Below are 24,006 nucleotides of genomic sequence, written 5' to 3' on the forward strand. Positions count from 1 at the left end.
GATGCGAAAGAGCGGGGCAACGCACCCAATTGCCATCCCGGCGAAGCCCCGGCCCCTGCCCCATCCGCTGCTAGAGCGATTCGGGCGGCGCCGGTTGAACCGGAACGGCGGCTGGATGGCCGCCTCTTGCTGTTGAACTCAAAACTCGAAGGGCGCGCCTTTAACGGCCCTTCTATAAAAAGGCAACCGCCCGACACTCATTTTCTGAGTGCCGGGCGGAACCTTTTTGCAGTCACCTGCGGGCCGAGGCCCGCAAATGCTTACTTGTCGATCGAGGCAACCACGCCCGCGCCGACGGTACGACCGCCCTCACGGATGGTGAAGCGCTGGCCGACGTCCATAGCGATCGGTGCGATCAGCTTGATGCCCAGGGCGATGTTGTCGCCCGGCATCACCATCTCGGTGCCCTCGGGCAGCTCGACGGTGCCGGTCACGTCCGTGGTACGGAAGTAGAACTGCGGACGATAGTTCGCGAAGAACGGCGTGTGACGGCCACCCTCGTCCTTCGACAGGACGTACACTTCCGACTTGAACTCGGTGTGCGGCTTGATCGAGCCCGGCTTCGCCAGAACCTGACCACGCTCCACTTCGTCGCGCGCAACGCCGCGCAGCAGCGCACCGACGTTGTCGCCGGCCTGGCCCTGGTCGAGCAGCTTGCGGAACATTTCGACGCCCGTGACGGTGGTCTTGCGGGTGTCGTGAATGCCGACGATCTCGACTTCCTCACCAACCTTGATGATGCCGGTTTCGACACGGCCGGTCACCACGGTGCCGCGACCCGAGATCGAGAACACGTCTTCGATCGGCATCATGAACGGCTTGTCGAGCGGACGCTCCGGCTGCGGGATCGACTCGTCGACCGCTGCCATGAGGGCCAGGATCGCTTCCTTGCCGAGCTTGTCGTCCGAACCCGAGAGGGCGGCGGTCGCCGAACCACGGATGATCGGAATGTTGTCGCCGTCGAACTCGCGACGCGACAGCTCTTCGCGGATTTCCATCTCGACGAGCTCGAGGATTTCCTCGTCGTCGACCAGGTCGACCTTGTTGAGGAACACGACCATGGTCGGCACGCCGACCTGACGGGCGAGCAGGATGTGCTCCTTGGTCTGCGGCATCGGACCGTCGGTCGCTGCCACCACCAGGATCGCGCCGTCCATCTGCGCTGCGCCGGTGATCATGTTCTTCACGTAGTCGGCGTGACCCGGGCAATCGACGTGCGCGTAGTGGCGGCTGTCGGTCTCATACTCGACGTGCGCGGTCGAGATGGTGATGCCGCGCTCGCGCTCTTCCGGCGCCTTGTCGATGTTCGCGAAATCGACCGCAGCGTTACCCGCAACGTTCTCCGCGAGGATCTTGGTGATCGCAGCCGTCAGCGACGTCTTGCCATGGTCGACGTGACCGATGGTGCCGATGTTGAGGTGCGGTTTGCTCCGATCGAACTTTGCCTTCGCCATTGTCTTCCTACCTTCTGATTCAATTTCCCGTGCCGCATGGGGACTCGCGAGAACGCGGCCCCATAGCGGCTGTTTTCCGATTACGCCAGCTTTGCCTTCACTTCGTCGGCGACGTTGGCGGGCACTTCGTCGTAGTGCGAGAACTGCATCGTGTACTGCGCGCGGCCCTGGGTGAACGAGCGGAGCGCGTTCACATAGCCGAACATGTTCGCCAGCGGCACCATGGCAGTGACGGCCTGCGCGTTACCGCGGGTGTCCGTGCCCTGGATCTGGCCACGACGGCTGTTCATGTCGCCGATGACATCGCCCAGATAGTCTTCCGGGGTGACGACTTCGACCTTCATGATCGGCTCGAGCAGCTTGATGCCGGACTTCTGCGCCGCTTCGCGCATCGCTGCACGGGCGGTGATTTCGAAGGCCAGCGCCGACGAGTCGACGTCGTGGTACGCACCGTCATACAGCAGCACTTCGAAGTCGATGATCGGGAAGCCGACCAGCGAACCGGTGGTTGCCGTCTCGCGGAAGCCCTTTTCGATCGCGGGGATATATTCCTTCGGAATGTTACCGCCCTTGATCTCGTCCTTGAAGACGAAGCCCGAACCGCGCTCGCCCGGCGTCAGCTTGACCTTGACGCGACCGAACTGGCCGGTGCCGCCCGACTGCTTCTTGTGCGTGTAGTCGATGTCGACCGGCTTCGCGAGATATTCGCGATACGCCACCTGCGGCGCGCCGACATTGGCCTCGACCTTGAACTCGCGCTTCATGCGGTCGACCAGGATCTCGAGATGGAGCTCGCCCATGCCCTTGATGATGGTCTGGCCGCTCTCCGAGTCGGACGAGACGCGGAACGACGGGTCCTCGCGGGCAAGACGATTGAGCGCGACGCCCATCTTTTCCTGGTCCGCCTTGGTCTTCGGCTCCACCGACAGCTCGATCACGGGCTCGGGGAATTCCATCCGCTCGAGGATGATCGGGGCGTTCTGCGCGCAGAGCGTGTCACCGGTCGTGGTATCCTTGAGGCCGGCGAGCGCGACGATGTCGCCCGCATAGGCTTCCTGGATGTCCTCACGGCTGTTCGCATGCATCAGCAGCATGCGGCCGACCTTTTCCTTCTTGTCCTTCACCGAGTTCATCACGGTGGTGGCCGCTTCGAGCTTGCCCGAATAGATGCGCGCGAAGGTCAGGGTACCGACGAACGGGTCGTTCATGATCTTGAACGCCAGCGCCGCGAACGGCTCGGTGTCCGAGGACGGACGCTCGTCCGGCGTCTCGCCGTCGAGCTTCACGCCCTTGATCGCCGGAACGTCGAGCGGGCTCGGCAGATAGTCGATCACCGAGTCGAGCAGGGGCTGCACACCCTTGTTCTTGAACGCCGAACCGCACACGACCGGAACGAACGCCATCTCGAGCGTACCCTTGCGGATCAGGCGCTTGAGGTCGGCGACGCTCGGCTCGTTGCCTTCGAGATAGGCTTCCATCAGCTCGTCATCGAGCTCGACGGCCATCTCGATCAGGTCGCTGCGATACTTCGCGGCCTTCTCGGCCATGTCGGCCGGGATGTCCTGATATTCGAACTTCGCACCCAGGCTCTCTTCGAGCCAGATGATCGCGCGGTTCTCGACCAGGTCGACGAGACCCTTGAAGCCGCCCTCGATGCCGATCGGGAGATACAGCACTGCCGGACGCGCGCCGAGGCGGTCGATGATCGAGTTCACGCAGAAATAGAAATCGGCGCCGGTGCGGTCGAGCTTGTTGACGAAGCACATGCGCGGCACGCCGTACTTGTCGGCCTGACGCCACACGGTTTCCGACTGCGGCTCAACGCCGGCAACGCCGTCGAAGCACGCAACCGCACCGTCGAGCACGCGCAGCGAACGCTCGACTTCGATGGTGAAGTCGACGTGGCCGGGGGTGTCGATGATGTTGATGCGGTGCTCTTCGCCCTTGCCGTCGGCAGCGCGCCAGAAGCACGTGGTAGCAGCAGACGTGATCGTGATCCCGCGCTCCTGCTCCTGCTCCATCCAGTCCATCGTCGCGGTGCCTTCGTGCACTTCGCCGATCTTGTAGGACTTGCCGGTGTAATAAAGGATGCGCTCGGTCGTGGTCGTCTTACCGGCGTCGATATGGGCCATGATGCCGATGTTGCGGTAACGCTCGAGCGGATGGCTGCGGGCCATGATCGTGGTTTCCTTGAAAATTTGGGGAGCCGGACCGTCCGGCTCCCCAATATGTAGGGTCGAAAGTTACCAGCGGTAGTGGCTGAAGGCGCGGTTCGCTTCCGCCATGCGGTGCGTGTCTTCGCGCTTCTTCACCGCGTTGCCGCGGTTGTTCGCCGCATCCATCAGCTCACCCGAAAGACGGGCGGCCATGGTGTGCTCGCTGCGGTTGCGGGCCGAGGTGATCAGCCAGCGGATCGCGAGCGCCTGCGCACGCTCCGGACGAACTTCGACCGGAACCTGGTAGGTCGCACCGCCGACGCGGCGGCTGCGGACTTCGATGCCGGGCTTCACGTTGTTCAGCGCGTCATGGAACACGCCGATCGGCTCGCGCTTGGCGCGCTGCTCGACGGTCTCCAGGGCACCGTAGACGATCGCTTCTGCAACGGCCTTCTTGCCGTCCAGCATGACCGAATTCATAAACTTCGACAGAACCTGATCACCATAGACGGGATCGGGCAGGATTTCCCGCTTTTCGGGACGACGACGACGTGCCATCTCACATATTCCTTCTGAACTTCAGCCGATCCGGAACACGTCCGGGGCTTACTATGGCCTGATTACTTCGGACGCTTCGCGCCGTACTTCGAACGGCTCTGCTTACGATCCTTGACGCCCTGCGTATCGAGCACGCCGCGAAGGACGTGGTAGCGGACGCCGGGAAGATCGCGCACACGGCCACCGCGGATGAGCACGACCGAGTGCTCCTGCAGGTTGTGGCCTTCGCCCGGGATGTAGCTGATGACTTCGCGGCTGTTGGTCAGACGGACCTTGGCCACCTTGCGAAGCGCCGAGTTCGGCTTCTTCGGGGTCGTCGTGTACACGCGGGTGCAGACACCGCGCTTCTGCGGGTTCTGTTCCATCGCAGGGACCTTGGACTTGGCCTTCTGCGGTTCGCGGCCCTTGCGGACCAGCTGGTTAATCGTCGGCATGAAGCCCTTCACCTTTCAGATGGTTACTTTGCTGGAGCCCTGTTGGACAGAATACGAAAAAGCCCCGAAGGCCTCAGCCCCCCGGGCGTTTGCGTCTCCAGCAACGTTCAGCTCTTTGTACCCAAGGCAGGAATCGCCCTACCCGGAACCGGGCGGCCTATACCGATGCGGGGCGATCCGGTCAACAGCGCCGCCCCTCGGGCCGCCGCAGCGTAGGTGTTAACCCTTTCCCGGGGCTGCTCCGTGCCGGCAGCTGTGCTAGCGCCCGTGCCGAATTGGCCAACATGGGGATGTCGCGCATGTTCAACGGCAATCGCAATCGAGAAGATCGCACGACCGCGTCGGGGAGCGCGGCACGGAGCAATGCACGCCGCGGGCAGTTTTCGGTGCTGGGCGCCGACATCGTGATCACGGGCAACCTCGCCGCCACGTCGGACCTGCATATCGACGGGCGGATCGAGGGCGATGTCCGTTGCGGCAGCCTCGTCCAGGGCGCCGAGAGCCAGATCTTCGGCCGAGTCGAGGCCGAAGATGCGCGGCTCGCCGGATCAGTGGAAGGAACGGTGCGCGCCCGCCAGCTTACCATCGAGCGCACGGCGCGGATCACCGGGGACGTCGAATATGAGACGATCATGGTCGAACAGGGCGGCCATATCGATGGCCGGCTCAAGCATATCGGCGGCGCGGCCGCCACGGTCGCGCCGCCGGTGCTGATCAAGGCGAGCGAGGAAGCGGCCTGAGGCCCCCTCCCCCGCTGCTCACATGCCCTTGATCATGTCGTAATGCTTCGAGATCACCGGTTCTGCATCCTTCGCGAAGTCGCGCAGCTGCGCCACGTCGCCGCCACCGGCATAGGCCTGCACCGCCGCGAGCGCCTTCTGGTGCGCGACGACCTGCTGGCTCTTGTACGCCGTGTCGAACTGCGTACCCGTCGCCGATTCCAGCGTCTTCAGGTTCGCCTGCTGCTCGTCGGTCATCGCCGGCGCCGGGGTGATCGTCGGGCTGGCCTTGCCCGCCGCGGTCTTCAGCATCGCGGTGGACTTGGTGTGATCCTCGACCATCTGCTTGCCGAAGCTCTTCAGGTCGCTGGTCGTCGCCTTTTGCTGCGCGAGCTTGCCCGCGGCGATCTCATAGGCGTCGCTCGCCGCAACGGTGTTGGCGAAATCCTGCCCGGTCATCGGCGCGGCAGCCATGGCGTTGCCGTCCATGCCGTTCATCGCGTCCATATTGTCGCCCATCGTCGTCTCGCTTGCGGGGACGTTGGTGACGGTGTCGCCGCTGTTCATGGCGTCGGTGCCGCCATTGCTGTTGCCGCCACAGGCGGCGAGCGCGAAGATCGGGGCGGCGCTCAGGATCAACAGGTGCTTCTTCATCATACAGGCCTCCTGGGTTTCCGGAACCGAACGCCCCGCCCCCGGCCGCGTTCCGAAACCGGCAGCTTATGTATTTGAGTTAGCATCATAAGTTATGAAATTTCGCGGTTCGACCATGCGCCTCTGCGCCGTCCGCCTACAAATTGGTGCGGCGCAGCGCGATTGGTGCGGCGCGCAAACTTACGTTACCTTGCATCCATTTGCCGGTTAAAATCGGCACCTAGGTAGGGAGTCTCACTGCAAAGGACTTTGACGATGCTCCAGGATGAACGAACCCGCCGCATGGAACGCCTGCGAAGCTCGATCGCGCTGCTGCTTTTCGGGCTGGGCACGCTGGCCTTCCTGATTGCGATCGACCGCCCCGAATGGTTCCACCTGCGCCCGGCAAGCGGCACCGCCGCCGCCATGTCGCACGCGTCGAGCCCCGCCCCCGACCGGAACGACGGCTGATCGGACCCGCAAACGTTTTCGCGCGTATAACCCCGCCATGATCGTCACCACCGCCCCCCGCGCCAAGCAGGTCCTCCGAGAAATCTGGATGCCGCTGGCGTTGCTATTCCTCTGGGACGTGATCGTCACCATCGTTTATTACGTGCTGCCGTTCCGCGCGCCCTCGCTGCCGCTGACGCTGTTCGGGACGGTGCTGGGGCTGTTCCTCGGCTTTCGCTCCAATTCGGCCTATCAGCGCTGGTGGGAAGGCCGCGGACTGTGGGGGCTGATGATCAACGCCAGCCGCAACCTGGCGCGGATGGCCCGCAACTACCTCCCCGAAGGCGAGGCGGTCGACCTCAAGCGCACCATCGTGCTGCGCCAGATCGCCTATGTGAACGCGCTGCGCTGCCAGTTGCGCCGTCAGCCCGCCGACCAAGAAGTGCTACGCTTTCTCTCGCGCGGCGAGGCCGACTTCGCGCTTGCCCGCACCAACGTCGCCAACGGCATCGTCGACGGTACCGGCCGACGGATCGAGATCGCGCGCTCGAAGGGCTGGATCACCGCGATGCAGCAGCATTCGATGGAAAGCGTGCTGATCGATATCGCCAATGCCCAGGGCGGCATGGAGCGGCTGAAGAACACGCCGCTGCCGATGCAATTCCGCTTCGTGCCGACCGCTTTCACCCACATCTTCTGCGTGCTGCTGCCGATCGGGCTGGTCGAGACGCTGGGCGTGGCGACGCCGCTGGGCTCGACCATCGCCGGGCTGATGTTCCTCGCGGTGCTCGCGATCGGCGACGACTTGGTCGATCCGTTCGCCAACACGGTGCACGACCTGCCGCTGAACGCAATGTGCCGCACGATCGAGATCGACCTGCTGCAATCGATCGGCGATCCTGCCCCCGAACCGGCGACGCCCGACAAGGCCGGCGTGCTGTGGTGATTCCGCGGCGGGTTGCCGCCCTGCCCCGCTTGCCGCTAAAGGCAGCGGCGTAACGGGTGTCCTCCCGTCGATGGGGGGATGAAAAGGGAAGTCGGTCCGAAGTCCGGCGCTGCCCCCGCAACTGTAGCCGGTGAGCCGGCGTGCCAATCTGCCACTGGAGCCGCATGCTTCCGGGAAGGCGGCGCGCCTGCGACGACCCGGGAGCCAGGAGACCTGCCCGTTACGGTCGATTCCTTCACGCGGGCGGGGTGCACCGGGTGATCGGGGCTGAAATCCCCGTGTGAGCGACACCAAACCATGTGGGAGCCCGGGGCTCCCCCATCCGGGTGTCTAGTATGACGTTCTTCAAGCTTTCCCTGTTCGCCACCGCCGCGCTCGCGCCGCTGGCCGCCCATGCCGATCCCGACGACGACCGCATCGTCGTCGTGGCGAGCGGCGTCGCCCAGCGCGCCGATACGGTCGGGCGTTCGATCACCACCATCGACCGCGACGAGATCGAGCAGCGCCAGACCGTCGCGCTCTCGGACCTGCTCGCCACTACCCCCGGTGTCACCGTCGTCCGCAACGGCGGGCTGGGTACTGCGACGGCGCTCAGCATCCGCGGCGCGCAGAGCGACCAGACGCTGGTGCTGATCGACGGCATCCGCGTCGGCGATCCCTCCGCCACCGGCGGTGCCTATAACTTCGCCAGCCTGCTCGCCGGGTCGGTCGAGCGCGTCGAGGTGCTGCGCGGGCCCAATTCGGTGATCTGGGGCAGCCAGGCGATCGGCGGCGTGGTCAACGTCACCACGCTGCAGGGCGCGCATGGCCTGCATGTGCGCGGCAATGCCGAGGGCGGCCCGTTCGGCACCTTCGACGGCAACGCCGCGATCGCCGGCGGCAACGACCGGATCACCGCCGGGCTGACCGCGGGCTATCTGACGACCAACGGCATCTCCGCGGCGGCGAACGGCAGGGAGGCGGACGGCTATCGCCAAGTCGGCGCGACCGGCAATGTCGAGGTGCAGCTGGCCCCCGGCCTCGCGCTCGACCTGCGCGGCTATTATGCCGACAGCAAGGTCGATCTCGACGGCTATGCCCCGCCGACCTACGATTTCGGCGACACGGGCGAATATGCCAAGACCCAGGAGATCTACGGCTATGCCGGGCTGAAGAACGACGCGTTCGGCGGCACGCTGCACAACCGGCTGGGCTTCACCCTGTCCGACATCCACCGCGACGGTTACAACGAAGATTCGTCGATCGCCTATCGCTACCGCGGCCGCGCCGAGCGCTACACCTATCAGGGCGACGCGACGCTGGCCCAGCAGCTTCGCCTGGTGTTCGGCGCCGAGCATGAGCAGAGCCGCATCCGCTATGACGAGGGCTTCGGCAGTGCCGGCCGCTACTCGGTGGGCATCACGAGCTTTTACGGCCAGGCGATCGTCACGCCGATCGCACCGGTGACGCTGACCGGCGGTGTCCGCCACGACGACCATGACACGTTCGGCGGCCACTGGACCTGGAACGCCGATCTCGCCGTGCGCGCCACCGCCAGCACGGTGCTGCACGCCAGCTTCGGCGAGGGCTTCAAGGCACCGACGCTCTACCAGCTCTACAGCGCCTATGGCGATCGCAGCCTGCGCCCCGAAACCGCCAGGAGCTATGAGGCCGGGGTGCGCCAGACGCTGGCGGGCGGCAAGGTCGCGCTGGGCGCCACCTGGTTCCACCGCGATTCGGACAACCAGATCGACTACAACTTCGATACCTCGACCTATTACAACCTCAACAAGACGCGGGCGGAGGGCGTGGAGCTCGAGGCGCTGCTCCAGCCGGTCAAGGCGCTGACGGTGCGGGCGAACGTGACGCACGTCTTCTCGGAAAACCGCAGCGTCGGATATCTGGGCAACGACCTGCCGCGCCGCCCGCGCGACACCGCCAATGTCTCGGCCGACTATCGCTTCCCCTTCGGGCTGGCGATCGGCGGCACGGTGACGATGGTGGGCGACAGCTTCAACGATGTCGGCAACCTGACCCCGATCGACGGCTATGCGCTGGCAAGCGTCCGTGCGGAGATGCCGGTGACGAAGCTGCTTTCGCTCTATGGCCGCGTCGATAATATCGGCGACGTGCGCTACCAGCAGATCACCGGCTACGGCACCTATGGCCGCGCTGCCTTTGGCGGCGTGCGGGTGCGCTTCCAGTGAGGTTCGGCGCCGCGCTGCTTGCCTGGCTTGGGCTTTTCTGCCTGGGGCTCGCGGGCTGCGCGGCGCCGCCTTCCGTCGGCGGCGGGGGCATCGTCTCCATGAATCCCTGCGCCGACGCGACGCTGCTGGAGCTGGTGCCGCCGTCGCGGATCGCCGCGATCAGCCATTATTCGCAGCGCGCCGATTCCACCTCGATTTCGCTGGAGGTCGCGCACCGTTTCCGGGGCAACAACGGCACGGCGGAAGAGGTGATCGGCCTCAAGCCCGATCTGGTGGTGGCCAGCAGCTTCACCGCACCCTCCACCCGCGAAGCCTTTGCCCGCGCCGGACTGAAGGTGCTGTACCTCGGCATCCCGCCCTCGATCGCCGACAGCAAGGCGCAGGTGACCGAACTCGCGGCCGCCGTGGACGCACCGGCCAAGGGCGCCGCGCTCAATGCCAAGATCGACGCCTCCGTCGCCGCCGCCCGCTGGAGCGGGCCCAAGGCCCCCGCCCTGCTCTGGATCGGCGGCAACCTCGTCACCGGCGGCAAGACGCTGCTCGACGACCTGATGACCACCGCCGGCTTCTCCAACCAGGCGGCGCACTATGGTCTAACCCACACCGGCCATCTGCCGATGGAGCGGGTGATCGCCGACCCACCGCGCGTGATGCTCGCCCCCGAAGGCGCCGGGCATGACAGCGATTCGCGCGCTGCGATCCTGCGCACGCGCGCCGTTACCGAGACCGGGCTCAAGGTCACCCAGGCGCAATTCTCGCGAAGCCTTGTCAATTGCGGCGGCCCGGTGATTCCCGCCGCGCTCGCCCGCCTCGCCGAGATCCGCAAGCAGGTCCGCTGACCGGCTCAGCGCCGCGAGATCACCTTCTCGATCGATTCGTGCCGCGCCGGATCGGCCTCGCCGAACTCGCGCTCCAGCCGGTCGCGGATGTCGAGCAGCTGCTTCTCGCTGAGATGCTCGATGCCGATGAACTCGTTGCGCGCCTCGGCGATCGCGCGGATCACTTCGTCCAGCTTGGCCTGCAGCGCGGCGGCATCGCGGTTCTGGGCGTTCTGGATCAGGAACACCATCAGGAAGGTGACGATGGTGGTGCCGGTGTTGATCACCAGCTGCCAGGTGTCCGACCAGTGGAACACGGGCCCGCTAAAGCCCCAGACGACGATGATCAGGAAGGCGAATACGAAGGCCGGCGGACGCCCCGCCCATCCCGCGACGCTCTGCGCGAACCGTTCGAAAATGCGTCCCAAGCCGATGCTCCCGATCCGTGGCTGCGCCGCTATGGGCGTGCACCGCGGGCTTGCCAATCGTGGCCATCCCGCAGTCGGGTGGGTGTAGACGCTAAAGGGGGGCCGACGTTGCCGCCAGCCCCCCATGTCGCCGGCCGGTCGGGAGGTGCGCCGAAGCGCATCGCCTCGCCCGTCGACGGCCTGCGGCGAACGCCCCGGCAGGGGGACGCTCGCCGGATCGGCACGCAAACCGCCACCGGGAGGGGCGATCGTCGCGCACCTGCGGGATCGCGCGGCTGCCCTGAGGCACCGTCACCGACTCCAGCCTGCAAGCTGCTGGTTTCGCTTCGGTTTCCCTCTGCACCGCCAGCCTTTTTGCAGGTTCGAGGGTCTCATTCGCGGCGAGTCGCTCCAAGCGGCTTCGCCTGTTGATACTGTGGATAACGGGGATAAGCTGCGCTCAGCCCCCCGGCGGCGCCCAGCCGGGGGCGGCCAGTTCGAAGCCTGCGAAATCGAATCCCGGCACCACCACGCAACTCACCAACCCCCAGCCGTGCGGCGCATCCGTCGCCTGCCAGCGACCGGCGGGCACGCGGGCCTGCGGCACCTGTCCGGCGAGCACGTCACCGCCAAGTACGATCCGGTCCACGGCCCCATCCGCAGCTTCGATCAGGAGCGCGAGCGGCGATCCGGCGTGCCAGAGCCACAGCTCATCGGCATCCACCCGGTGCCAGTGCGAGCGCTGCCCCGCCTCGAGCAGGAAGAGGATACCCGTCCCCGGCGAGCGTACTTTCCCCTCGGCGGGAGCCCGCCACGTCTCGCGGTACCAGCCGCCTTCGGGATGTGCCGCCAATTCAAGCCGCTCGATGATCGCCCGCGCCTCGCCCAACTGCCTGCCTCCTGTCTGAACGCGGCGTAGTATTGGGTTCATGCAACCGGGATTAAACCCGGCACGTTCTTTTCGACAACAACAACTCGGGGAGTATCCCATGCGTACCCTTCTGCTTTCGCTCAGCGCCGCCGCGCTCGCCATCCCTGCCGCAGTCGTGCTGCCCGCCACCCAGGCCGAGGCCAAGGCGGCAGTCGGCCAGGACCGTTATTATCGCGACCATGACGACCGTCGCTATCGTGACGATCGCCGGTACCGCGACGACAACCGCCGCTATGCCTATCGCGAGTGGCGCGGCCGTGACGGCCGTCGCTATTGCCGCAAGCCCGACGGCACCACCGGCACGGTGATCGGCGCGGTCGGCGGTGCCTTGCTGGGCCGCACCATCGATACCAGCGGCGACCGCACGACCGGCACCCTGCTTGGCGGCGTCGCCGGCGCGCTGGCCGGCCGCGCGATCGAAAAGGGCGGCAACAACTGCCGCTGATGCGCTGAAGCATTAACCCCGGGGTGCTAGACATCCCGGGGCATGCTTCGCGTTCTCGTCCTCTCCACTCTGTTCCCGGACGCCACGCGCCCGAATTTCGGCATCTTCGTCGAGCGCCAGACCCGGGCGCTCGCGGCGCGGGATGGGGTGGAGATACGGGTGATCGCCCCGCGCGGGCTGCCGCCCTTTCCGCTCGATCGCCACCCGCGCTATGCCGCGCTTTCCGGTCAGCCTGCGCGCGAGGAGTGGAACGGCCTCGCCGTTCACCGCCCGCGCTTCCTCAACCTTCCCGGCACCGGCGGTCGCTTCCATGCCGCGATGCTCGCCCGCGCACTCCGCCCGATGCTGGCCGAGCTGCGCCGCACCTTCCCCTTCGACGTGATCAACGCCGAGTTCTTCTTTCCCGACGGGCCCGCTGCCGTCGCGCTCGGCAAGACCTTCGACGTCCCCGTCTCGATCAAGGCGCGCGGCTCGGACATTCATCAATGGACCCGCCGCCCCGCCATCGCTCGACAGATCGTGCGCGCCGGACAAGCGGCAGACGGGCTGCTGTCCGTATCGTTGGCGCTGCGCGACGACATGATCGCGCTGGGCATGCCGCCGGAGCGGACCGACTGCATCGTCACCGGTGTCGACCTCGCGCGCTTCGCCCCGCGCGATCGTGCCGCCGCCAAGCAGGCGCTGAGAATAGGCGGGCCGCTGGTCGCCTCGGTCGGCGCGCTGATCCCGCTCAAGGGGCACGACCTGCTGATCGACGCGGTCGCCAGCCTGCCCGGCGTCCATCTCGCCATCGCCGGCCAGGGGCCAGAGGCCGAGCGACTCGCCGCCCGCATCGCCGCGCGGGGTTGCGAGGACCGCATCCGGCTGTGCGGGCCCCTCCCCCCCGATGAGGTCGCCGATCTGCTCGCCGCCGCCGATGTGATGGCGCTCGCCTCCGCCTCCGAAGGGCTGGCCAATGCGTGGCTTGAGGCGTTGGCGAGCGGCACGCCGATCGTGATCCCGGATGTGGGCGGCGCGCGACAGGTGGTTACCGGCCCCAGTGGAGGCCGCATCATCGATCGCACGCCTGCCGCGCTTGCCGCGGGCATCGCCGATCTCCTTGCTGCGCCCCCTGCTCCTGACGATGTCCGTCGCATCGCCGCCCCTTTCACTTGGGAAGCCAACAGCGAACGATTGCACCGGCATCTGGCCCGGCTGGTCGCCAAGCATCGCGGAACCTGAGCGTATCTGCAGGGGTTCGTAGTAACCGGGGGGCGCAAGGAGCCCAAGATGCAGAAGCCCAAGCCCTATCGCTCGCCCCGCCGACGCGCCTCCCCGGCAGCGCTGCCGCCGCGCCATCTCCGCCGCGCCGCAGCTCGTCCGGTCGAGACCGACTTCGATATCGTGTTCGAATGGGAGGGCGACGGCCCCACCCACCACTGAGCACGCCCGCCGCCAAACGTTGACAGCGCGAATCGCTTGGCGGAAGCTGGTCGCTTCACCCAGAGAGGGAGGTGCGGCATGGCCGGCAAGAAAGAGAAGAAGGCAAAGAAAGACGGCAAGAAGACCTCTTTCCTGCCCAAGGTGATCGACGGCATCAAGTTGCCCAAGGATGCCCGCCGCCAGCTCACCGGCCTCGCCAAGCACCCCGTCATCGCCGATCTGCTCGCCTCGGGCTTGGTCGCACTCGCGCAGCGGATCAAGGGCGACGGCGGCAAGCCCGAAGCACCGCCGACACCCGCACCCCAAGCCACACCCGCACCCGCCGCTACCGAACCGACTGCAACGCCCGCGAAACCCGGCGTGAAGCGGGTCCGCAAGTCGGCGGCCACGTCGGCCGCGCCTACCGACGAGCCGCCCGCGGATACGCCAGCGCCGGTTCGTCGCACCCGCAAGGTCGCCGCCGCCAGGACCGCTGCCGAACCGACAAATGCCGATGCCGGGGAAGCCGTTGCCGCAACGCCCGCAAAGGCCCCGCCCCCGCGCCGCACCCGCAAGAAGACCGACGCCGCGACAAAGCTGCGCGGCCGCCGCACGCCGCCCAAGACGAAGGGCTGATCGCCTGCTATCCCGGCCGCCGGGGTAACCAGGGGAACATAGCATGCAGACCGCGCACGCGCCCGAAACGCATGGGCCAGGCCATGCGATCGAGCGTCTGATCTTCTTTTCGGACGCTGTTTTCGCGATCGCGATTACGCTGCTGATCATCGAAATTCATGTACCGGAACTTCACCCGCCTCTCACCGATGCGGCATTCCTGCAGGCGCTCGCGCATCTGTGAGTGAAGTTCCTCAGCTTCTTCGTTTCGTTCTTCGTGATCGGCGCATTCTGGGCCGGGCATCACCGCGCCTTCGATTGCGCGCGTCACTGGTCGCCCCGGCTGATCCTGCCCAATCTCTTCATGCTGAGCACGGTGGCGGCGATGCCGTTCTTCACCGCCTTCTCGTCCGAATATTACGGGCACCGCGTACCCTCGGCGGTCTATGCCTTCTGGATGATGCTGATCGCGGTGGCCAATATTTGGGTGCAGCGGCTGGCGACCTCGCCGCCGGTGGTCGGCGAGCGCGTCGCCAAGGTGCATTGCCGGGTGATCCGCCAACGCGGGCTCGCCACGCTGCTCGGCACGATGTCCGCCTTCGTGATGGCGCTGGTGTTTCCGTACGCCTCGCAGATGACGCTGGCGACGATCCCCCTGTGGCGCCTGCTGCTCCGCCGGATTGCGCCGCAAACGGCGTAGACGGCACCTACGAAACGGGCCCCGCCATATGGCGAGGCCCGTCTTGTTCATCCTTCGCTGCGATCAGCGACGATGGTTGTTGCGGTCGTGCTTCTCGTAGCGGACCTTGGCCGACAGCGCGTCATAGCGGCGGTCGAGATCGCGGCGCTCCTGCATGGTCAGGCCGGGACGCGAGGCGCGATAGCGGGCCTCGAGGCGCACCAGGCCGCGATATTCGTTGCGGATCTGGGTCGCCTCGCGGCGGCTCAGCGACCCCGAGCGGATGCCCTGGTTGATGCGCTGTTCGATGCGATCCTGGCGTGCGTTGATGTTCTGCCAGCCCGGCTGGGCCGATGCGGGAACGGCGGCGGTGGCGACACCCAGGCCTGCGATCAGCAGCATGAACTTCTTCATCGGATACTCCTCACTTCGACGGGACCGCCCCTGCGGTCGAGAGCCGTTGTGGAACGCCGATGTCGCGATTTTGTCCCACTGCCCACGATTTTGCGTCACCAATTGTCGCAAGCCGGAGACGTTCGTTCAGGTTCAGGCCGCGAGCAGCCGCTCCGCCTGGGCGCGGGCCTCGGGGGTGATCTCGGCGCCCGAGAGCATCCGGGCGATTTCCTCGCGGCGCTGTTCGGGGCTGAGCGGCGTCACGCCGGTGCGGGTGACGATGCCGTCGTGACTCTTGGCGATCAGCAGATGCCGCGCCCCGCGTGCCGCGACCTGCGGGCTGTGGGTCACCACCAGCAGCTGCGAGCCTTGGGCCAGCCGCGCCAGCCGCTCGCCGATCGCATCGGCCACCGCGCCCCCGACGCCGCGATCGATCTCGTCGAAGATCAGCGTGCGGGCGCCGCCCTCTTCCGCCAGCGCCACCTTCATCGCCAGGATGAAGCGCGAAAGCTCGCCGCCGCTGGCGATCTTCATCAAGGGCGCAAAGGGCGCGCCGGGGTTGGTCGAGACCTCGAACTCCACCCGGTCCATGCCGGCGGCGCTCCACTGGTGCTCGTCGAGCGGCTCCACGACGGTGCGGAAGCGCGCGGCATCCAGCTTGAGCGGCTTGAGCTCGGTCGCCACCGCTGCATCCAGCCGCGCCGCCGCCATGGTGCGCATCGCCGAAAGCGTCTGCGCCGCCTCACGATAGGCAGCATGGGCTTGCGCCGTCGCCTTCTCCAGCTTGGCGATGCCGGCGCCGCCGCTGGTCAGCCGCTCCATCCGGCCGGACAGCTCGGCGAGCAGCCCGGGGAGTTCGTCCGGCTGCACGCGATGCTTGCGAGCGACGGCGCGAAGCTCGAACAGCCGCGCCTCGTCGGCCTCCAGCGCGGCGGGATCGAACGCCAGCGCCTCGGCGGCCGCATCGACTTGCGCCTGCGCCTCGCTGCCCTCGGTGATTGCGCGGTCGATCGCGGCCAGCGCCTCGGCCAGTGCTTCATGATCGTCCGACACGCGCTCCAGGATTCGCGCCGCCTGCCGCAACCGGGCAAGCCCGCCGTCCGAGCCCTCCAACAGATCGGCGATGCCCTGCAAGTCTGTCGCGATCTTCTCACCGCGCTGCATCGCGGCACGACGCTCGGCGAGCCGTTCCTCCTCGCCTTCCTCGGGTGCCAGCGCCGCCAACTCGGTGACGGCATGTTCCAGCCATTCGCGGTCGCGCTCGGCGCTGTCCTGCTCGGAACGCGCTACCGCGAGCGCATCCTCGGCCGCGCGCCAGGCACGATGCGCGATCGCCACGGGTCCGGCGTCGCAGCGCCCGAAGGAATCGAGCAGCAGCCGGTGCCCGCGGGGGTTGAGCAGCCCGCGATCGTCATGCTGGCCGTGGATCTCGACGAGGTGCGGCGCGAGTTCGCGCAGGAAGCCCGCGGAGGCGGGCTGGTCGTTGACGAACGCCCGGCTGCCGCCATCGGCTTTGACCAGCCGGCGGACGAGCAGCGGCTCGCCCGGCTCCAGCTCCATCCCGTTCTGCGCGAAGAGATTGGCGATCGCGCCATCCGCGGCGGGCGGCACGAAGCTCGCCACCACGACGGCCTGGCCTGCGCCACTGCGGACCAGCCCGCTGTCCGCGCGCGCGCCCAGCGCCAGCCCCAGCGCGTCAAGCAGGATCGACTTGCCCGCGCCGGTCTCGCCGGTCAGCACGCCGAGCCCTTCGCCGAACTCCAGGTCCAGCGCCTCGATCAGCACCACGTCGCGAATGGATAGCGCGGTCAGCATCGCGGCCCCCTATCGCAGGAACAGGAGAAGAACGAAAGTGCTTTTAGCTCGCGGGCTTGGGCGGCGGGCTAGCCTTGGCGGCAGCGGCCACCTTGTCCTGGTTTTCCTGCATCAGTTCGTACGCATGCTTGTACCAGTCGGTGCCTGGATAATTGGCACCCAACACCGCGGCGGCCTTGTTCGCCTCCTCCGGCACGCCCATCGCGAGATAGCTCTCGGTCAGGCGCATCAGCGCTTCGGGCACATGGGTGGTCATCTGATAATTGTCGACCACGGTCCGGAAGCGGAGCGCCGCCGCCAGCCACTGGCCGCGCGCCTCGTAGAAGCGGCCGACTTCCATTTCCTTGCCGCCCAGATGGTCGCGCACCAGATCGAGCTTCAGCCGGGCGTCGGCGGCATATTTCGAGTTCGGATAGCGGCGAATCAGCTCGCCCAGCGAATCAAGCGCCTGCTGGGTGATCTTCTGATCGCGAGTGACGTCGCTGATCTGCTCGTAATAGGAAATGCCCACCAGGTAATAGGCATAGGGCGCATCGCGGTTGCCCGGGTGCACCGCCAGGAAGCGCTGCGCCGATGCGATCGCCTGGGCATAGTCGCGGTTCAGATAATAGCTGAACGCACCCATCAGCTGGGCGCGGCGCGCCCAGATCGAATAGGGATGCTGGCGCTCCACTTCGTCGAACAGCGCGGCGGCGAGCTTGTACTGGTGCTGGTCCAGCTTCTGCTTGGCCGTGCTGTACAAGGTGCCGACGTCGCGCGCGACATAGGGGAGATCCTTCACCCCGCCGCGCTTGGCGCAGCCGGCGACGGAAAGGGCGAACACCGGGAGAAGCGCGAACGCAAGCGCGCGAGGCAGAGGACTACGCATATGGCGGGGTTCTTAGACCGGGGCCGTGGCTGCAAACAATCCTTTTCGGGGCGGGATTGCGGCGGAACCTGCTTCGGGCCACATGCGCTGGCGTTTCCGTACCGTCTTTGAAGGGGATCTTCCGTGCCCGCCACGCTTCTCGCCACCCACCGCGTCGAAAAACCCTGGGGCCGCCACACGCTGTATCCGGGCTTTGCCGATCCCGCCAAGGACGGCGATCCGGTCGGCGAGGTCTGGTTCCAGACGCCGGGCGACAGCACGCCCGATCTGCTGATCAAGTATCTGTTCACCAGCGAGAAATTGTCGGTGCAGGTCCATCCGAACGACGAGCAGGCGCACGCCGCCGGGCTGCCGCGCGGCAAGGACGAATGCTGGGTGATCCTCGACGCGGAGCCCGATTCGACGATCGCGCTGGGGACCAAGCAGCCGATGGACCGCGAAGCGCTGCGCGCGGCCGCGCTCGACGGCTCGATCGAGGCGCTGCTCGATTGGAAGCCCGTCAAGGCCGGCGACTTTTTCTACTCGGGATCCGGCACCATCCACGCGATCGGCGCGGGAATCACGCTGATCGAGGTGCAGCAGAACAGCGAGACCACCTACCGCCTCTATGATTATGGCCGCCCGCGCGAGCTGCACCTGGACGCGGGCATCGCCGTTGCCGAACCGGTGCCCTTCGTGCCGCACCCGATGCCGGGCGCCGTCGCGCCCAACCGCACGATCCTGGTCGAAGGGCCCAAGTTCGTGCTCGAGCGCTGGGAAGGCGGGCATCGCCGCTTCGATCTGCCCGCGGGTACCACGGGCTGGCTGATCCCGGTGAAGGGCGAAGGCGCGGTCGACGGCGTTGCGTTCAAGGCGGGCGAGTGCCTGACGCTGGAAGGCCATGTCGAGCTGGAGGCAGCGGTCGGCAGCGACCTGCTGTTTGCCTATCCGGGTGACGCCCGTGTCCCGGCGATGGACGCAGAATGAACCGGACGTAGTTTAACATTCACGCAACCGGGAGCCGCGGCGAGACGTTCGGCACGCATTGGAAACGACCTGGAGTATTCTGATGCGCATGCTCATACTGGCCGCCGCGGCCGCGCTGACCCTGCCGGTTGCCCCGGCGCTTGCCCAAGGGCATCGCGAACGGGAAGCACGGCAGGATTGCCGCCACGATCTGCGCAATGCCGATAGCCGCCGCGAGTTTCGCCGCGAGGCGCGCGATTGCCGGCAGGACATCAACGAAGCGCGCCGCGACGACCGGCGCGACTGGCGCCAGAACGGCGCGCGTCCGAACCAGGGCGATTGGCGCCGCTATCGCAACTATGACTATAACCGCCCCGGCCCCGGCCAGCAGCGTTACTATGCCGACCAATATTATCGCGACGGCCGCTATTATCAGGAGCGCCGCCTGAGCCGAAACGACCGCATCTATCGCGGCCGCGACAATCGCTATTATTGCCGCCGCAACGACGGCACGACCGGCCTGATCGTCGGCGGTCTGGGCGGCGGCCTGCTGGGCAACGCGCTGTCCTCGGGCGGCAATGCGACGCTCGGCACGCTGCTCGGTGCCGTCGCGGGCGGTGCGCTCGGCCAGTCGGTGGACCGCGGCAACGTCCGCTGCCGCTGAGGCCGGACGGCACGCAGGAAAAGGGGTCCGGTTCGCCGGGCCCCTTTTTGTTTGCCTAGATGAACCCGCCGGTCAGCATCAGCCGCACGCCGCTGATGATCAGGATCAGCAGGTTTAGGTTTCGCCCCGCCGTCCCGCGCGAGAGCATCCCGACCACCGTGCCGGTCAGCGCGATCGGGAAGGCGATCCAGTTGACCAGCGGGACGAAGGGGAACGGAATGATCCCCACGAGCGCGAAGGGCAGCGCCACCAGCCCGATCAGCAGCGAAAGTGCATTGAACATGCGCGGAATGTGGGGCGGCAGGGGTGTGTTATCAAGATAGGACGGGCACGGCGTCTTGCCGCGCGCGCCACCCTAGTCGATTGTTCAGCGGTCCAGGTCGGTTTCCGCGGGCGAATATAGGGGGACACGACGAGCGTCGCAGTCCCGATATCGGAAGAAATCCAGCCAGACTTCAACAGGGGGGCGGCGACCTACGATCGGCACTTGTCGCCCGAAGTCGAACGCCGCAAGATGGCGCTATTATCGAGAAAACAGGGGAGTTTTCATGCGCCGCACCTCCATGCTGATGATAGCCAGCTTTTATACCGCCGCGGCAACTGCGGCTGCGGCTGCTCCCGTCACATACAGCGGATCCGGCGTGCTGTCCCAGGTTTCGGGTAGACTGCCGCTCACCGGTGCGGTGCCGCTCGGCAGCGCCTTCAGCTTCTCCTTCACTTTTGATCCCGCGAAGGCATCGCTTTTCGATGCTTCGGAAGGCTATGCCATATATGACCTCTCGCTCTCGAGTGCGGCAGTCACGCTCGGCAGCTTCGCATATCCGCTGTCGACCGACGCGGCCTACACCCCGTTCATTGAACTCTACCGCGGGTTCTCCTTCTTTCCTGGATCGAACAGGAGCGAAGAGTCGCTCGCCTTCACCTTCTTTCTTCCCGGAACACCGACTGCGGCGGATGCAACGGCGCCGTTCGGCGGGCGTGCGGGCAAAAGCCAAATGGTCGCGATCGGTGGTGTTTTCCGCCAGGCCGACGACGGCAGACCGCTCACGCTCGACGCCATCTTCGGGCAGGGTCCGGCCTATTACGCCAATTTTGAATACGCGACCCGCGACCCCTCCACCAGGCAGACCGGCTCTCTCAGTGGTGCCTATGCTGGCGCCTTTTCGACTGGCGTCCCCGAACCGGAAAATTGGGCTTTGATGATCGCGGGTATCGGCGTCAGCGGCGCCGTTCTTCGACGGCGCGGGACTGCCCGACGATCGCAGCAGCGCTGCACCACCTGCTGAGACGATCGTCGCCGCACGAATGCGCTCGGGAGGGCGGCTTGCGCCCAATAGCGGACAGAGCTTTGGGCTGGTATGCGTCTGCGAATGAACTGGCCAGCCCTCGCCATCGCTGCGTTTTGTGGTGGATTGCTACTCTTCGGATTCGTGACAGGCACAATGCCGTCCCCCACCAGGGGCGCGCCGAGTCCTGACCGCTTGGGCAACCCTCGTGAGTTCTGGATTGCCGGCGCTCTTTACGCCGCGGCCAGTGCCCTATCGTTTGGTGCGTTCATCGGCCTACTGCGCTGATATTTGAACGAAGGCTCGCACCGAGTTGCGACCATACGACACCTGGACCGATGGGAGCCGGCAATCCGCTTTCGTTCCAGTAGCGGTCGGTGTGCTTCATCATATCAAAGGGCTGGAGCTGCTATGCGTCATGGACTTGGTTGATGGTCACGGTCCCTGCTATTTGCGAGCCTTGCCGGCTTCGCCATAGCTATCGCGTTCAAAAAGTCTGACTCATTGGCATTAATTGGGCTCGTATACGTGTCCGGCGCAGCCTTTGTGGCTTCCTTGGCGCTCCTGATAATCAGGATTGCCCTATGGCCGAACAACGGCAGCTAACCACCCATTTTCAGCCGCTCAGCGCCGCACCTGCGCCAATGGCGGCCGTTCCGCCTCGGATCGAAAAGCTGCCGGACTGCTCCCCCCCCCAAACTCCCAAATGGAGACTAACCCTGCTTGCCCAGAACTTGCCATTCGTTCACCATGCAGGCCTTCGAGCCGAGGAACGGCTGTGGAATTGGGATGGAATTCACTTACTATAAAAAGCTTAGTCCAATGGTAGGCGCAGTCCTCGCGCTCGCATGTGTGGAAACCATTGTGCTTCACATTCTTGCCATGGCTTTTTTGGGTGGAAAGGTCGCTGTCGTTATCAGCATTCTCGATTCAGCACTGGTATTTATACTCGCTCGAATGATCCACGACTTTCGGCTCAGACCCATAATTGTCGATGACGACATCGTTGTGATGAGAACGGGGCGGAAGCTAAGTTTCCCCATCGCCCTATGCGACATAAAAGGCTTCAGGAAAACGTGGAACGCCGATGATCTGAAAGCGCCGGGCGTTTTGAACATGGCGTTGGTGGTATGGCTGAATACTATGTTTGAATTAGAAACGCCCATTGTTAGGCGTGGTAGAAAAATCACTACGATTGCTCACTGCCTCGACCGCCCTGAAGCGTTCCAGCAAACGTTAGGGCAGCTAAGGGGCGATCTCGCCCAAACGCGGTCTGTCGGCTAACCACGAATCCCCAACATATGACGCGATGTTTACGGCGCCACCGTACGCTAGGGCCCGCATCTTGATCCCCACATCGGCGTTCCCCATTTATATCACTGAAAGCCGTCGTGCTGCGGCCGCTCTTTGATCGGGTCTAGTCTGTTTATACTGCGCGCGATGCTGCCGGTGTGCAGCGGCCGCACGCTGTGCTGTGGCCTCAGCCGGAGCCCATATCGTGATGCTGCGCGCGCCTAAACTTCCTCAACTTCGGCCCACCGCCCGATCGCGGACCGGGCCGATGCTGAAGTACGCACCGGCCTAAACTTCGTGAACTTCACCCGGCGGCCGGGACCGTGCCGAACTGGCGTCCCCACACCTGCGGACGGCCGCGAACCCCGAAACTTCCCCTTTGTCCCGATTCGCGCTAGGGGCGCGGCATGCCTAATCTTTTTCTCGTGATGCTCGGCGGGGCCATCGGCTCCGCGGCCCGCTACGGCGTTGGCCGCGCCGGCGTCGCTCTGCTCGGCCCGGCCTTCCCCTGGGGGACCCTCGCCGTCAATATTGTCGGCGGTTTCCTGATGGGGCTGCTCGGCGCCAGCCTCCTGCGCTTCGGTTCCCATGCCGAACAGGCGCGCCTGCTGCTCGGTGTCGGCGTGCTCGGCGGCTTTACCACCTTCTCGTCCTTCTCGCTCGAGACCTTCGCGATGATCGAGCGCGGTGATGTGCTGGTGGCGCTGAGCTATGTCCTCGCCTCGGTGATCGGCGCGATCGGCGCGCTCGCCATCGGCATGACGCTGGCGCGGGCGGTGACGGCATGAGCGCCGCCGAGGACGGCGTCCGCCAGTTTGTCGTCGGCTATGACGATGAAGGCATCCGGCTCGACCGCTGGTTCAAGCGGCACCTGCCGGACGTAAGCTTCAACATCGTCTCGCGCTGGGCCCGCACCGGCCAGCTGCGGGTCGACGGCGCCCGCGCCACGCCGGGCGATCGCCTCGCCGCCGGCCAGCAGATCCGCGTCCCCCCGGCCGAGCCGGCCAAGGCCGCGGCGGCTGCCGCCCCGCGCGCCAAGCGGGCGCCCAAGCCGCTCAGCGCGGAACAGACGGCGTTTGCGCAGTCGCTGGTGATCCACCGCGACGACGCGGCGCTGGTGCTCAACAAGCCGCCGGGCCTCGCGACCCAGGGCGGCACCAAGACGTTCGAGCATGTCGACGAGCTGCTCGACGGGCTGTGGTTCGAGGCCGAAGGCAGGCCCAAGCTGGTCCACCGGCTCGACAAGGACACGTCGGGTGCGCTGCTGGTCGCCCGCTCGGCGCGCGCCGCAGCGTTCTTCTCGAAGAGCTTCTCCAGCCGCACCGCGCGGAAGATCTACTGGGCGCTGGTGATGGGCGTGCCGGACATCGAGGACGGCTTCATCGAGCTGCCGATCGGCAAGCAGCCGGGCACCGGCGGCGAGAAGATGCAGGTCGACATGGAAGAAGGCTCGCCCGCCCGCACCCGCTACCGGGTGATCGAGATGGCCGGCAATCGCTGCGCCTGGGTCGAGCTCCAGCCCTTCACCGGCCGCACCCACCAGCTGCGCGTCCATATGGCGGCGATCGGTCACCCGATCGTCGGGGACGGCAAATATGGACTGCAGGAGGCGTTCCTCACCGGGGGCATCAGCCGCAAGATGCACCTCCATGCCCGCCGCATCCGCATCGACCATCCCGATGGCAGCCGCATCGACGTCCGCGCCGAGCTGCCGCACCATTTCGCCGAGTCGATGCACACGCTGGGCTTCGACCTGAGCGTGGGCAATGCGCTGGAGATCGACGACGGTCCCCCGCCGATGAGCAAGGAACTGCTCAAGCAAAAGGCCAAGGCCCACGCCAAGACCTACCGTAAGGAACGCCGCGGCGAACGGCGGGGCCGCGGGGAGAAGAAGTGATGGCGGTCGGCAA

The 24,006-nt window shown here is 66.1% G+C and carries 26 protein-coding genes, 1 pseudogene and 1 riboswitch; of the genes and pseudogenes, 16 read left to right on the plus strand and 11 right to left on the minus strand.

Annotated elements, in window-relative coordinates; translation table 11 throughout:
- Positions 1-260 precede the first annotated feature (260 nt).
- The 4 genes from tuf to rpsL form a co-directional block, all read right to left on the minus strand.
- Entirely contained in the window at positions 261-1,454 is a 1,194-nt protein-coding gene (gene tuf, locus RT655_RS07340) for an elongation factor Tu (protein ID WP_313535823.1), read from the minus strand.
- Positions 1,455-1,534: 80 nt separating this feature from the next.
- A complete protein-coding gene (fusA, locus tag RT655_RS07345) occupies positions 1,535-3,631 on the minus strand; it encodes an elongation factor G (protein WP_313535824.1) in 2,097 nt (698 codons plus the stop codon).
- 66 nt (positions 3,632-3,697) lie between these two features.
- A complete protein-coding gene (gene rpsG / locus RT655_RS07350; RefSeq protein ID WP_066719917.1) occupies positions 3,698-4,168 on the minus strand; it encodes a 30S ribosomal protein S7 in 471 nt (156 codons plus the stop codon).
- Positions 4,169-4,230: 62 nt separating this feature from the next.
- Positions 4,231-4,602, minus strand: coding sequence for a 30S ribosomal protein S12 (gene rpsL, locus RT655_RS07355; protein ID WP_010545715.1), 372 nt, complete (start codon positions 4,600-4,602; stop codon positions 4,231-4,233).
- A gap of 299 nt (positions 4,603-4,901) precedes the next feature.
- On the opposite strand from rpsL, the gene RT655_RS07360 reads away from it, so the two are divergent.
- On the plus strand, positions 4,902-5,342 hold the full coding sequence (locus tag RT655_RS07360; protein WP_313535825.1) for a polymer-forming cytoskeletal protein: 441 nt from the start codon (positions 4,902-4,904) through the stop codon (positions 5,340-5,342).
- A gap of 18 nt (positions 5,343-5,360) precedes the next feature.
- On the opposite strand, the gene RT655_RS07365 is transcribed toward RT655_RS07360, so the two are convergent.
- Positions 5,361-5,978, minus strand: a complete 618-nt coding sequence (locus RT655_RS07365; protein WP_313535826.1) for a DUF4142 domain-containing protein — start codon at positions 5,976-5,978, stop codon at positions 5,361-5,363.
- Positions 5,979-6,257: 279 nt separating this feature from the next.
- On the opposite strand from RT655_RS07365, the gene RT655_RS07370 reads away from it, so the two are divergent.
- The 4 genes from RT655_RS07370 (at position 6,258) to RT655_RS07385 (ending at position 10,375) form a co-directional block, all read left to right on the plus strand.
- The gene (locus RT655_RS07370; protein ID WP_313535827.1) at positions 6,258-6,425 is read left to right on the plus strand and encodes a hypothetical protein; all 168 of its coding nucleotides are present in this window, start codon (positions 6,258-6,260) and stop codon (positions 6,423-6,425) included.
- A gap of 37 nt (positions 6,426-6,462) precedes the next feature.
- Positions 6,463-7,350 carry a bestrophin family ion channel gene (locus RT655_RS07375; protein WP_313535828.1) on the plus strand — a complete coding sequence of 296 codons (888 nt, stop codon included), beginning with the start codon at positions 6,463-6,465 and terminating at the stop codon, positions 7,348-7,350.
- A 37-nt stretch (positions 7,351-7,387) separates the two neighbouring features.
- Positions 7,388-7,586, plus strand: a riboswitch (cobalamin riboswitch).
- 99 nt (positions 7,587-7,685) lie between these two features.
- Entirely contained in the window at positions 7,686-9,536 is a 1,851-nt protein-coding gene (locus tag RT655_RS07380; protein ID WP_313535829.1) for a TonB-dependent receptor plug domain-containing protein, read from the plus strand.
- Between the two features lie 98 nt (positions 9,537-9,634).
- Entirely contained in the window at positions 9,635-10,375 is a 741-nt protein-coding gene (locus RT655_RS07385) for an ABC transporter substrate-binding protein (protein ID WP_313535830.1), read from the plus strand.
- Positions 10,376-10,380: 5 nt separating this feature from the next.
- Here the strand turns inward: RT655_RS07385 and RT655_RS07390 are convergent, their stop codons facing one another.
- Positions 10,381-10,782 (minus strand): low affinity iron permease family protein, encoded by a 402-nt coding sequence (locus RT655_RS07390; RefSeq protein ID WP_313535831.1) that lies wholly within the window; start codon positions 10,780-10,782, stop codon positions 10,381-10,383.
- 439 nt (positions 10,783-11,221) lie between these two features.
- Positions 11,222-11,692 carry a cupin domain-containing protein gene (locus tag RT655_RS07395; RefSeq protein ID WP_313535832.1) on the minus strand — a complete coding sequence of 157 codons (471 nt, stop codon included), beginning with the start codon at positions 11,690-11,692 and terminating at the stop codon, positions 11,222-11,224.
- Positions 11,693-11,750: 58 nt separating this feature from the next.
- Between RT655_RS07395 and RT655_RS07400 the strand changes: the two genes are divergently transcribed.
- The 5 genes and pseudogenes from RT655_RS07400 (at position 11,751) to RT655_RS07420 (ending at position 14,853) form a co-directional block, all read left to right on the plus strand.
- Positions 11,751-12,137 carry a glycine zipper 2TM domain-containing protein gene (locus RT655_RS07400; RefSeq protein ID WP_313535833.1) on the plus strand — a complete coding sequence of 129 codons (387 nt, stop codon included), beginning with the start codon at positions 11,751-11,753 and terminating at the stop codon, positions 12,135-12,137.
- 42 nt (positions 12,138-12,179) lie between these two features.
- Entirely contained in the window at positions 12,180-13,358 is a 1,179-nt protein-coding gene (locus tag RT655_RS07405; RefSeq protein WP_313535834.1) for a glycosyltransferase, read from the plus strand.
- Positions 13,359-13,406: 48 nt separating this feature from the next.
- Positions 13,407-13,559 carry a hypothetical protein gene (locus tag RT655_RS07410; RefSeq protein ID WP_313535836.1) on the plus strand — a complete coding sequence of 51 codons (153 nt, stop codon included), beginning with the start codon at positions 13,407-13,409 and terminating at the stop codon, positions 13,557-13,559.
- Positions 13,560-13,637: 78 nt separating this feature from the next.
- Complete coding sequence (locus RT655_RS07415; protein ID WP_313535837.1) at positions 13,638-14,174, plus strand: hypothetical protein; 537 nt, start codon at positions 13,638-13,640, stop codon at positions 14,172-14,174.
- A gap of 43 nt (positions 14,175-14,217) precedes the next feature.
- Positions 14,218-14,853 (plus strand): annotated as a pseudogene (locus tag RT655_RS07420) (TMEM175 family protein).
- Between the two features lie 63 nt (positions 14,854-14,916).
- Here the strand turns inward: RT655_RS07420 and RT655_RS07425 are convergent.
- From RT655_RS07425 to RT655_RS07435, 3 genes are all read right to left on the minus strand, one after another.
- Complete coding sequence (locus tag RT655_RS07425) at positions 14,917-15,246, minus strand: hypothetical protein (protein WP_313535838.1); 330 nt, start codon at positions 15,244-15,246, stop codon at positions 14,917-14,919.
- A 132-nt stretch (positions 15,247-15,378) separates the two neighbouring features.
- Positions 15,379-17,040 carry a DNA repair protein RecN gene (recN, locus tag RT655_RS07430; protein WP_313535839.1) on the minus strand — a complete coding sequence of 554 codons (1,662 nt, stop codon included), beginning with the start codon at positions 17,038-17,040 and terminating at the stop codon, positions 15,379-15,381.
- Between the two features lie 43 nt (positions 17,041-17,083).
- On the minus strand, positions 17,084-17,908 hold the full coding sequence (locus RT655_RS07435; protein WP_313535840.1) for an outer membrane protein assembly factor BamD: 825 nt from the start codon (positions 17,906-17,908) through the stop codon (positions 17,084-17,086).
- 123 nt (positions 17,909-18,031) lie between these two features.
- Here RT655_RS07435 and RT655_RS07440 point away from each other — a divergent pair, with 123 nt between their 5' ends.
- Together RT655_RS07440 and RT655_RS07445 are read left to right on the plus strand one after the other, a co-directional pair.
- The gene (locus tag RT655_RS07440) at positions 18,032-18,874 is read left to right on the plus strand and encodes a class I mannose-6-phosphate isomerase (RefSeq protein ID WP_313535841.1); all 843 of its coding nucleotides are present in this window, start codon (positions 18,032-18,034) and stop codon (positions 18,872-18,874) included.
- Positions 18,875-18,956: 82 nt separating this feature from the next.
- Complete coding sequence (locus RT655_RS07445; protein WP_313535842.1) at positions 18,957-19,517, plus strand: glycine zipper 2TM domain-containing protein; 561 nt, start codon at positions 18,957-18,959, stop codon at positions 19,515-19,517.
- 55 nt (positions 19,518-19,572) lie between these two features.
- Here the strand turns inward: RT655_RS07445 and RT655_RS07450 are convergent, their stop codons facing one another.
- Positions 19,573-19,800, minus strand: coding sequence for a hypothetical protein (locus RT655_RS07450; protein ID WP_313535844.1), 228 nt, complete (start codon positions 19,798-19,800; stop codon positions 19,573-19,575).
- Between the two features lie 265 nt (positions 19,801-20,065).
- Between RT655_RS07450 and RT655_RS07455 the strand changes: the two genes are divergently transcribed.
- The 4 genes from RT655_RS07455 (at position 20,066) to RT655_RS07470 (ending at position 23,993) form a co-directional block, all read left to right on the plus strand.
- Positions 20,066-20,803 carry a PEPxxWA-CTERM sorting domain-containing protein gene (locus RT655_RS07455; RefSeq protein WP_313535845.1) on the plus strand — a complete coding sequence of 246 codons (738 nt, stop codon included), beginning with the start codon at positions 20,066-20,068 and terminating at the stop codon, positions 20,801-20,803.
- Between the two features lie 750 nt (positions 20,804-21,553).
- Positions 21,554-22,087 carry a hypothetical protein gene (locus RT655_RS07460; RefSeq protein ID WP_313535846.1) on the plus strand — a complete coding sequence of 178 codons (534 nt, stop codon included), beginning with the start codon at positions 21,554-21,556 and terminating at the stop codon, positions 22,085-22,087.
- Positions 22,088-22,503: 416 nt separating this feature from the next.
- A complete protein-coding gene (gene crcB, locus RT655_RS07465; RefSeq protein ID WP_313535847.1) occupies positions 22,504-22,884 on the plus strand; it encodes a fluoride efflux transporter CrcB in 381 nt (126 codons plus the stop codon).
- Entirely contained in the window at positions 22,881-23,993 is a 1,113-nt protein-coding gene (locus RT655_RS07470; protein WP_313535848.1) for an RluA family pseudouridine synthase, read from the plus strand. Before crcB ends, RT655_RS07470 begins: the two co-directional genes overlap by 4 nt.
- Positions 23,994-24,006: the final 13 nt, after the last annotated feature.

The organism is Sphingomonas sp. (assembly GCF_032114135.1).
GTDB lineage: Bacteria > Pseudomonadota > Alphaproteobacteria > Sphingomonadales > Sphingomonadaceae > Sphingomonas.

Coding starts and splice junctions, on each gene's coding strand:
- tuf (WP_313535823.1), bottom strand. CDS start 1,454: ATGGCGAAGGCAAAGTTCGATCGGAGCAAACCGCACCTCAACATCGGC.
- fusA (WP_313535824.1), bottom strand. CDS start 3,631: ATGGCCCGCAGCCATCCGCTCGAGCGTTACCGCAACATCGGCATCATG.
- rpsG (WP_066719917.1), bottom strand. CDS start 4,168: ATGGCACGTCGTCGTCGTCCCGAAAAGCGGGAAATCCTGCCCGATCCC.
- rpsL (WP_010545715.1), bottom strand. CDS start 4,602: ATGCCGACGATTAACCAGCTGGTCCGCAAGGGCCGCGAACCGCAGAAG.
- RT655_RS07360 (WP_313535825.1), top strand. CDS start 4,902: ATGTTCAACGGCAATCGCAATCGAGAAGATCGCACGACCGCGTCGGGG.
- RT655_RS07365 (WP_313535826.1), bottom strand. CDS start 5,978: ATGATGAAGAAGCACCTGTTGATCCTGAGCGCCGCCCCGATCTTCGCG.
- RT655_RS07370 (WP_313535827.1), top strand. CDS start 6,258: ATGGAACGCCTGCGAAGCTCGATCGCGCTGCTGCTTTTCGGGCTGGGC.
- RT655_RS07375 (WP_313535828.1), top strand. CDS start 6,463: ATGATCGTCACCACCGCCCCCCGCGCCAAGCAGGTCCTCCGAGAAATC.
- RT655_RS07380 (WP_313535829.1), top strand. CDS start 7,686: ATGACGTTCTTCAAGCTTTCCCTGTTCGCCACCGCCGCGCTCGCGCCG.
- RT655_RS07385 (WP_313535830.1), top strand. CDS start 9,635: ATGAATCCCTGCGCCGACGCGACGCTGCTGGAGCTGGTGCCGCCGTCG.
- RT655_RS07395 (WP_313535832.1), bottom strand. CDS start 11,692: ATGAACCCAATACTACGCCGCGTTCAGACAGGAGGCAGGCAGTTGGGC.
- RT655_RS07400 (WP_313535833.1), top strand. CDS start 11,751: ATGCGTACCCTTCTGCTTTCGCTCAGCGCCGCCGCGCTCGCCATCCCT.
- RT655_RS07405 (WP_313535834.1), top strand. CDS start 12,180: ATGCTTCGCGTTCTCGTCCTCTCCACTCTGTTCCCGGACGCCACGCGC.
- RT655_RS07410 (WP_313535836.1), top strand. CDS start 13,407: ATGCAGAAGCCCAAGCCCTATCGCTCGCCCCGCCGACGCGCCTCCCCG.
- RT655_RS07415 (WP_313535837.1), top strand. CDS start 13,638: ATGGCCGGCAAGAAAGAGAAGAAGGCAAAGAAAGACGGCAAGAAGACC.
- RT655_RS07425 (WP_313535838.1), bottom strand. CDS start 15,246: ATGAAGAAGTTCATGCTGCTGATCGCAGGCCTGGGTGTCGCCACCGCC.
- recN (WP_313535839.1), bottom strand. CDS start 17,040: ATGCTGACCGCGCTATCCATTCGCGACGTGGTGCTGATCGAGGCGCTG.
- RT655_RS07435 (WP_313535840.1), bottom strand. CDS start 17,908: ATGCGTAGTCCTCTGCCTCGCGCGCTTGCGTTCGCGCTTCTCCCGGTG.
- RT655_RS07445 (WP_313535842.1), top strand. CDS start 18,957: ATGCGCATGCTCATACTGGCCGCCGCGGCCGCGCTGACCCTGCCGGTT.
- RT655_RS07450 (WP_313535844.1), bottom strand. CDS start 19,800: ATGTTCAATGCACTTTCGCTGCTGATCGGGCTGGTGGCGCTGCCCTTC.
- RT655_RS07455 (WP_313535845.1), top strand. CDS start 20,066: ATGCGCCGCACCTCCATGCTGATGATAGCCAGCTTTTATACCGCCGCG.
- RT655_RS07460 (WP_313535846.1), top strand. CDS start 21,554: ATGCAGGCCTTCGAGCCGAGGAACGGCTGTGGAATTGGGATGGAATTC.
- crcB (WP_313535847.1), top strand. CDS start 22,504: ATGCCTAATCTTTTTCTCGTGATGCTCGGCGGGGCCATCGGCTCCGCG.
- RT655_RS07470 (WP_313535848.1), top strand. CDS start 22,881: ATGAGCGCCGCCGAGGACGGCGTCCGCCAGTTTGTCGTCGGCTATGAC.